This window comes from Arthrobacter sp. P1_B4, from assembly GCF_056406555.1.
In genome coordinates this window covers 1-8,029 of sequence record NZ_JBFTZW010000115.1, presented here as the reverse complement: position 1 = coordinate 8,029, position 8,029 = coordinate 1, and the positions used below count along the sequence as shown (strand labels likewise).

The window sequence follows — 8,029 nt, the reverse complement described above, 5'->3', positions numbered from 1 at the left end:
GTCGAGGACCCCCACCACCAGGTGGGGGTCCTCCCGCATTTAACCCGTCATTCAGCCCGGACCCCGCCAAACGTGAGGGAGCATCCCGCCACACCCCGCCAAACGTGAGGGAGCATCACAGGACACCCCGCCAAACGTGAGGGAGCATCCCGCCACACCCCGCCAAATGTGAGAGAGCGCCACAGCCGCCGCCGCTCACCCCTGGATCAGGGAGCTGCCTGCGCGGGTAGAGTTGTTGCCCATGGATAACCTCTTCAGCCATGCTCCGTCCGGCGCGCCGGAACCTGCCGCGGCGGACGAACTCGATCCCGTCGTCGTCAGCGTTGTGGTGCCGGGCGCAGTTGCCCGGGCCTTCATGGGATTCACGGAACACACGCACCTCTGGTGGCCGCTCGAGGACCACAGCGTCTATGGCGCCGGCTCCTATGTCGAGTTCGAGGAGAACCTGATCATGGAATCCTCGGATGACGGCCGGACGGCTGTTTGGGGATCGATTGACGACTGGCAGCCCCCGCTGTCCTTCCACGCCAGCTGGCACCCCGGAACCACTGCCATGTGGTCCACCGAGCTCCGGGTGGCGTTCAGGGCGGTAGGCGAGGGGACAGAGCTCCGCCTGGTTCACAGCGGCTGGGAGGGCGCCGAGGACCCCGCGGCAGCCCGGGCGGAGTACGCGGCAGGCTGGCCCGCCGTCCTGGACCGCTTCGTTCGCTTCATGGGTGGCGCCGGCGCGGACAGCCCGGACGCCTGAGCGGCCCCTCTGACAGGCGCGTCCGTCCCTGGTGGCGTGTTCCTACCGGCGGACAGGCGGCAGGCCAAGCCCGGCATGGACAGGCCCGGACCTAGGCGCGCAAAGGTCCCTGGTCGACGGGCGGAACAGCGGTGCTGGACCGGATGATGAAGCGCGTGGGGTATTCGGTGTGCGCGGCCGCCGTGTCTCCGGCGCCGTCGAGCCTGGCCAGCAAACGCCGCACGGCCAACGCACCCTGGCCCCGCGCGTCCTGATCGATCGTGGTCAGCCCGAAGACTTCACCCAGCTCATGGCCGTCGATGCCGATGACGGAGAGATCCTGCGGCACCCGCAACCCGAAATCCCGGGCAGCGAGGATCGTGCCGATCGCCATCTCGTCCGAGGCGGCAAAGACGGCCGTGGGACGCTCCGGAGAGCCGCCGAGCAGCTCACGGGCGTTGGCGTAGGCGCCCCGGATCGTGAAGTCGGCGGAGACCTGCCATCCCGGCCGGACCACCAGTCCGGCGTCCCGCATGGCCTTCTTGAACCCCGCCTGGCGCGTGCCGGGAAGGCGGAAATCCTGCTCGTAGGCGGCATCGCCGGTCATGTGGGCAATTTTGCTGTGGCCAAGCTGGATGAGGTGCCGGGCCGCGGCCTCCGCAATACCGGCGTCATTGATGCGGATGGTCGAAGCCCCGGGTAACGGGCCGCCGATCCCCACGATGGGGCGATGGATGGCCAGCAGCTGGTCGATCTCGGTCTCGGAGAGCTCCAGCGACACGGCGATCACGGCATCCACGCGTTTGCGCAGGAGGAAGTCGTTCAGCACACTGTGGCGGCGCTCCCGGCCCTGGCTGACGTTGTACAGCGTGAGGTCGTAGCCGGCATCCAGGAGGGTCGCCGAGACACCTTCGACCACCGAGGAAAAGAACCACCGGTGGACGGAAGGGACAACGAGGCCCACATTGTGGGTCCGTCCGGAGGCCAGTCCGGAGGCCTGGTACGACGCGACGAAACCGAGCTCTGCGGCGGCGGTGCGGGCCCGCTCCCGGCTACGCGGTGAGACATTGCCCTTGCCGCTCAAGGCGCGTGAAACGGTGGCGATGGAGAGGCCGGCCCGTTCCGCGACGTCCTTGATGCCGGGCATGCCTAGCCCTCCGTGTCCTCGAGATAGATTTCCAGCCAAACAGCTTCACCTGAGCCTAACGGATCGCCCGCGCCGGCCATGTCCCCGGCGTCGTAGCCGGCACCCGTGGGCGTTGAACTGCGCAGCAGCACCCGTCCGGCGGGCAGCTCCAGGGGCTCGGACCCGACATTCAGCAGGACCAGCGTGGAGCCGTTGAGGAAGGCAAGGCTCGTATCGGTGCAGAGGTCCTCGTACCAGGACAGCGAGCCGCGGCCAAGGGCGAGCCGGCGGCGCAGCTCCAGCATGCGCTTGTAGAGGCTCAGATGCGACGACGGCGAAGCGGACTGCACATCCCGGGCCAGCCGTGAGAAATTTTCCGGCTGCGGCAGCCAGGGGTCCTGCCCGTGGCCGAATCCGGCGTTGCGTTCCCCGGCCCGCCAGGGCAGCGGGACTCGGCAGCCGTCGCGGCCCAGCCGTGCGCCGCCGGTGCGGGCGAACGTGGGGTCCTGGCGGCGGGTGTCCGGGATGTCGATCCCGTCCGGCAGGCCAAGCTCTTCACCCTGGTAGAGGTAGGCCCCGCCGGGCAGCCCCAGCATGAACAGGGACGCCGCGGCCGCCCGGGACCGTCCGAGCTCCTCGTTCGGCTGCGGATCCCAGGTGCCGATTCCGTCACCGTCGCGCGGAGCTTGGCCGTCGTACCCGAAGCGGGTGGCGTGGCGGACGACGTCGTGGTTGGAGAGCACCCACGTGCTGGGCGCGGCGACGGCGTCCAGTGCCGTCAGTGACTCCGTGACGATGTGGCGCATCCGGTGCACGTCCAGGCCCGCGTGCAGGTAGGGGAAGTTGAAGGCCTGGTGCATTTCGTCCGGGCGCACCCAATCGGCGAGCCGGGGGAGCGGGTCCACGTTTGCCTCGGCGCAGAGGATCCGGTCGGGGCCGTACTCGGCGAGAATCTGACGCCACCGCCGGTAGATGTCGTGGAGCGCGGGCTGGCCAAACATCGGAGCGTCGCTTCCGGGGAAGCCGTGGGAGCTGCTGCCGTCCGCCCGTCCGCCCCACTCGGGCAGGCCCGGGGCCTTCACGAGGGCGTGCGCCACGTCCACCCGGAAACCGGAGACCCCGCGCTCCAGCCAGAAGCGCAGGACCCGTTCGAATTCTTCGTGGACGGCGCGGTTGTCCCAGTTGAAGTCCGGCTGTGAGGAGTCGAAGAGGTGCAGGTACCACTGCCCGGGGGCGCCGTCCGGTTCGGTGATCCGGGTCCAGGCTGAACCGCCAAAGTGGGACTGCCAGTTGTTCGGCGGCTCCTCGCCGAATGCTCCGCGGCCGTCTCGGAAGATGAACATGTCCCGCTCCGGGCTGCCGGCAGGCGCGGCCAGGGCAGCCTGGAAAGCGTGGTGCTGGTCCGAGCAGTGGTTGGGCACCAGGTCAACGATCATCCGCATTCCCAGCCGGGTGGCCTCGGCCATCATGGCGGCGAAATCGTCCAGGGTGCCGAACAGGGGGTCGACGTCGCAGTAGTCACTGACGTCGTAGCCGGCGTCGCGCTGCGGGGACCGGTAGAAGGGCGAAAGCCAGACGGCGTCGATGTCCAGTTCCGCAAGGCGGGGCAGTTCGGCCGTGATTCCGGCGAGATCGCCGATGCCGTCGCCGTTCAGGTCCCGGAACGAGCGCGGATAGACCTGATAGATGACAGCGGAGCGCCACCATCCCGGAATGTTGTCTGCGGCGTGCACGGGGGTCAGCGGACCCGTCAGGGGTCCGGCCAGCGCGGCGGGGGCGAGGAGAACTGAATCAACGGACATGACGGCAATACTAGGGCTCCCACGCCGGATTATGAAAACGCTTCCAGTCACATTTTGGCGGCAATTTCGACCACCAACTGGACTATCCCGCGCATAGCTGGAAGCGCTTGCAACTGTGAGCCGCATCACCGACAATGCGCAGTCATAGACTGGGAACCGGATTCGACCGAACTGGAGACCGCATGCGTAGCATCATCGACGAGCTGACCACCGCCCTGGGCGCGGAGAAAATTGCCGTGGACGCGACCACCCTGGCCGCGTATGCCGTGGACCAGGCTCCCGTCCTGGATTATCAGCTCCCGCAGGCGGTGGTCCGCGCCGAATCGGTCGCCGACGTGCAGGCAACTGTGCGTGCCTGCGCAGCCCTTGGCGTCGCGCTTGTGGCGCGCGGGGCCGGTACCGGGGTCTCCGGGGGCGCCCACGCGAGCGCGGGCTGCGTGGTGCTCACGCTCGAGGGGATGAACCGCATCCTGGACCTCAACGCGGACGACGAGACCGCCGTCGTGGAACCCGGCGTCATTAACGCCGACCTGAATGCGGCCGCCGCCGTGCACGGGCTCATGTATGCACCGGATCCTGCGAGCTTCAAGATGTCCACCATCGGCGGCAACGTGGCCACCAACGCCGGCGGGCTGCGCTGCGCGAAGTACGGGGTGACCCGCGACTCTGTCCTGGCGCTCGACGTCGTCCTCGCGGACGGCTCCCTCATCCACACCGGCCACCAGACCTTCAAGGGCGTCGCCGGCTATGACCTCACCGGGCTGTTCGTCGGCTCGGAGGGGACCCTGGGGATCGTGGTCGGTGTCACCGTGCGGCTGAAGTACCTGCCGCGCGACGTACACACCATCGCCGCCTTCTACCCGGACTTCCGCAGCGCCGCGGCCGGGGTCCTCGCCGTGGGCAGGGCCCGCGTGCAGCCGGCCATCATGGAACTGCTCGACGGCGGCTCGCTCGCCCAACTCGATGACCTCCACGGCTCGGACCTGGCCGCGCGCGGGGCATCCCTGCTGCTGATCCAGACCGACGGCTTCGGCGCGGCGGCGGAGGCCGCGGCCATCCGCCCGGTCCTGGTGGCGGGAGGAGCGGTGGTGACCATGGAGGCCAACGCGGAGGCAGAGGAGCTTGTCGAACTGCGCCGCAACAGCCGGGGGACCGAGGTGGACGACGAATACCGGGTGGGCGAGGACGTGGCCGTGCCGCGTTCGCGGCTGGTGGATTACGTCGCCGAGCTCGAGTCCATGGCGGCGGAGCACCGGGTGCAGCTCAAAGTCGTGGCACACGCCGGTGACGGCAACCTGCACCCCACCTTCTGGGTCGACCGGGTGGACAATACCGTGGACCCCGATGCCATGGCCCGCCTGGGCGCCGCCCTGGACCGGTCGATTGCCGTGGCCCTGGCCATGGGCGGCACGATCACCGGCGAACACGGGATCGGGCAGTACAAGCTGCGCTGGCTCGGCCTGGAGCAGAAGGAACCCGTGCGTGAGCTGCAGCGCCGGATCAAGGAACTCTTCGATCCGGCCGGGATCCTGAACCCCGGCAAGGCGATTTAGCTCAAGGAGATTTAGCGCGGGCGTGCCACAACATGCCCGGCGCGCGGCTTAGTCGTCGGAGTCGGGGTATTCGTCCACTGAGTCGTCGGCGCCGTAGCGTGATTCCTCGGTCTCCACCTCAAGGATCTTGAGCAATCCAGTGTCCGGGTTGAGCATGATCGCGGCCTCGTCCCGGCGGTGGCGGAGTTCGTTGTCGATGTAGGACTGGACGGCCTCCGCCAGGGGGATGTGCCGGTTCTCCTTCTCGGACATGTACCAGCGGTGCTCCAGGACCTCGTGCACCGCCTCGGCCGGCTCGAGCTTGCCGGAGAGGTCGCGGGGGATGGCCCGGACGATCGGTTCGAAGATCTGGCTGACCCACAGGTGCGCGCTGTATTCCTCGTCCATGCCCGGGTTGTTGTCCGCCCGGAAAGAGTCCATGTCGTTCAGGAGCCGGCGGGCCTGGTTTTCCTGGGCGTCCAGACCGGTCAGGCGCAGCAGTCGGCGCTGGTGATGCCCGGCGTCGACGACCTTCGGCTGGAGCTGGATGGTGGAGCCGTTCTGTGTGGTCTTGATCGCGTATTCCTCGACGTCGAACCCCAGCTCGTTGAGCCGCCGGATCCGGGCGGCCACGCGCCAGCGTTCCCCGATCTCAAACGATTCCTTTGCCGTCAGCTCGGTCCACAACCGCCGGTAGCTGTCCATGATCAGTTCGCTGGTGGCCACGGGGTCCACCTTCTCCTCGATCAGGCCGCCGTCGAGGAGGTCCATGAGTTCCCCAGCGATGTTGACGCGGGCGATTTCGAGGTCGTACTCGCGCTGGCCGGTGGACAAATCCGGGTACAGTTCGCCGGTCTCGGCATCGACCAGGTAGGCGGCGAACGCGCCGGCGTCCCGGCGGAACAAGGTGTTGGAGAGCGAGACGTCGCCCCAGTAGAAGCCGATCAGGTGCAGCCGGACCAGCAGCAGGGCCTGGGCGTCGATGAGCCGGGTCAGGGTGTCCTTGCGCAGCATCTGGGAGAAGAGCGCACGGTAGGGCATGGAGAACTTCAGGTGCCGGGTGACCAGCACGGGGTTCAGCGGCCGGCCCTCCGGGGTGGTGCGTCCGGTGATGACGGCCACCGGCTCCACGCCGGGAACGTCCAGCCGGGCGAGCTTGCGCAGCATGTGGTACTCGTGGCGGGCCACGTGCTCCGAGGTTTCCTTGATGGCGATCACGGAGCCGCCGAGGTGGGCGAAGCGCACGATGTGCCGGGAGATACCGCGGGGGAGGGCTGCCAGATATTCGGCCGGCCAGTCCTCGAGGGCAATGTGCCAAGGCAGGTCCAGCAGCTCGGGCTCGGTGGCGGCGGCCGTGATGCTCAGCGAGCTGGAGGCCATCGCGGCCTTGTCGTCATTGGCGCTGGCGGCCTCGAACCGGGGCAGTTTCCCGATCTGACCGTAGTCGGTGGGCTCGTCGTGCCACTGGGCGCTGTTTTCCTCGGTCATGGGGTTTCCTCGGTCATGAATCAATTCTTCCGTATTTGGCGGGCCGCGCCTAAAGCAGGGCCGTTAACGCCCGACGGCGGCCCTCCACTGGGGAGGACCGCCGTCAGTCGTGCTGGGCCCACGCCGGCAGGGTTCCCTGACCGACGCGGAGCGAGGTTAGGGAGCCGGTGGGTGGGGACTAGTCGCCGAGGCGCAGGCCGGTCTTGGTGTCGAACAGGTGTACGTGGCCCGACTGGGGGCGGACCCAGATGGACTCACCCTTCATTGGGGGGCGGCGGCCGTCGACGCGGGCCACGATGTCGTGGCTCTTGCCGTCGAGCGTGGTGTGGCCGTAGACGTAAGCGTCGGCGCCGAGTTCTTCGACGACGTCGACCTCGACCTGGAGACCTTCACCCTGGGCGACAGTCTCAAGGTCTTCCGGGCGGGAACCGAGGGTCACGGTCTGGCCGTGGGCTTCCTCGAGGACGTCGCGCGGCACCGGGTAAACGGTTCCGCCGAACTGCACGCCGCCGTCGACGACGGGGAGTTCGAGCAGGTTCATGGCGGGGGAGCCGATGAAGCCGGCCACGAAGACGTTCTTGGGCTTGTCGTACAGGTTGCGCGGGGTGTCGACCTGCATCAGCAGGCCGTCCTTCAGCACGGCGACGCGGTCACCCATGGTCATGGCCTCGACCTGGTCGTGGGTCACGTAGACGGTGGTGACGCCGAGGCGGCGGGTCAGGGACGCGATCTGGGTGCGGGTCTGCACACGCAGCTTGGCATCCAGGTTGGACAGCGGCTCATCCATGAGGAAGACCTGCGGGTTACGCACAATGGCCCGGCCCATGGCAACGCGCTGACGCTGGCCGCCGGAGAGGGCCTTCGGCTTCCGGTCCAGGTACGGTTCGAGGTCAAGCAGCTTGGCGGCCTCACGGACGCGTTCGGCGCGCTCTTCCTTGCTGACGCCGGCGATCTTCAGTGCGAAGCCCATGTTGTCCGCCACGGTCATGTGCGGGTACAGGGCGTAGTTCTGGAACACCATGGCGATGTCGCGATCCTTCGGCGGGACGTCAGTGACGTCGCGGTCGCCGATGAGGATGCGGCCGGAGTTGACGTCCTCGAGACCTGCAAGCATGCGCAGGGAGGTCGACTTTCCGCAGCCGGAGGGTCCAACGAGGACCAGGAATTCGCCATCGGCGATATCAATGTTGAGCTTGTCAACAGCGGGCTTCTCGGTGCCCGGGTACAGACGTGTTGCGTTATCAAAAGTAACTGTAGCCACAGTTATCAATCCCTTCACCGGCAGGTACGTGCCGGACGATCCGTAGTGAATGGTCGTTTTATGCAGTTGTTAATTCAATTGTGGGATTTCATA

6 protein-coding genes are annotated in these 8,029 nt (G+C 67.6%); 2 read left to right on the top strand and 4 right to left on the bottom strand.

Annotated elements, in window-relative coordinates; translation table 11 throughout:
• The first annotated feature begins 241 nt into the window (after nucleotides 1-241).
• Nucleotides 242-748, top strand: coding sequence for an SRPBCC domain-containing protein (locus tag AC1D1W_RS18930; RefSeq protein ID WP_476944490.1), 507 nt, complete (start codon nucleotides 242-244; stop codon nucleotides 746-748).
• Nucleotides 749-839: 91 nt separating this feature from the next.
• Here the strand turns inward: AC1D1W_RS18930 and AC1D1W_RS18925 are convergent, their stop codons facing one another.
• On the bottom strand, nucleotides 840-1,874 hold the full coding sequence (locus AC1D1W_RS18925) for a LacI family DNA-binding transcriptional regulator (protein ID WP_476944489.1): 1,035 nt from the start codon (nucleotides 1,872-1,874) through the stop codon (nucleotides 840-842).
• 2 nt (nucleotides 1,875-1,876) lie between these two features.
• Nucleotides 1,877-3,655 (bottom strand): glycoside hydrolase family 13 protein, encoded by a 1,779-nt coding sequence (locus AC1D1W_RS18920; protein WP_476944488.1) that lies wholly within the window; start codon nucleotides 3,653-3,655, stop codon nucleotides 1,877-1,879.
• A 182-nt stretch (nucleotides 3,656-3,837) separates the two neighbouring features.
• Here AC1D1W_RS18920 and AC1D1W_RS18915 point away from each other — a divergent pair, with 182 nt between their 5' ends.
• Nucleotides 3,838-5,208 carry an FAD-binding oxidoreductase gene (locus tag AC1D1W_RS18915; protein WP_476944487.1) on the top strand — a complete coding sequence of 457 codons (1,371 nt, stop codon included), beginning with the start codon at nucleotides 3,838-3,840 and terminating at the stop codon, nucleotides 5,206-5,208.
• A gap of 48 nt (nucleotides 5,209-5,256) precedes the next feature.
• Here AC1D1W_RS18915 and AC1D1W_RS18910 read toward each other — a convergent pair whose 3' ends face one another.
• Nucleotides 5,257-6,675 carry a DUF4032 domain-containing protein gene (locus AC1D1W_RS18910; RefSeq protein ID WP_243182213.1) on the bottom strand — a complete coding sequence of 473 codons (1,419 nt, stop codon included), beginning with the start codon at nucleotides 6,673-6,675 and terminating at the stop codon, nucleotides 5,257-5,259.
• Nucleotides 6,676-6,853: 178 nt separating this feature from the next.
• Nucleotides 6,854-7,936 carry an ABC transporter ATP-binding protein gene (locus tag AC1D1W_RS18905; protein ID WP_223984166.1) on the bottom strand — a complete coding sequence of 361 codons (1,083 nt, stop codon included), beginning with the start codon at nucleotides 7,934-7,936 and terminating at the stop codon, nucleotides 6,854-6,856.
• Between the last annotated feature and the right edge of the window lie 93 nt (nucleotides 7,937-8,029).

Excerpts from the sequence above, each read along its gene's own strand:
- AC1D1W_RS18930 (WP_476944490.1), top strand. The coding sequence starts at position 242 with ATGGATAACCTCTTCAGCCATGCTCCGTCCGGCGCGCCGGAACCTGCC.
- AC1D1W_RS18910 (WP_243182213.1), bottom strand. The coding sequence starts at position 6,675 with ATGACCGAGGAAAACAGCGCCCAGTGGCACGACGAGCCCACCGACTAC.
- AC1D1W_RS18920 (WP_476944488.1), bottom strand. The coding sequence starts at position 3,655 with ATGTCCGTTGATTCAGTTCTCCTCGCCCCCGCCGCGCTGGCCGGACCC.
- AC1D1W_RS18915 (WP_476944487.1), top strand. The coding sequence starts at position 3,838 with ATGCGTAGCATCATCGACGAGCTGACCACCGCCCTGGGCGCGGAGAAA.
- AC1D1W_RS18925 (WP_476944489.1), bottom strand. The coding sequence starts at position 1,874 with ATGCCCGGCATCAAGGACGTCGCGGAACGGGCCGGCCTCTCCATCGCC.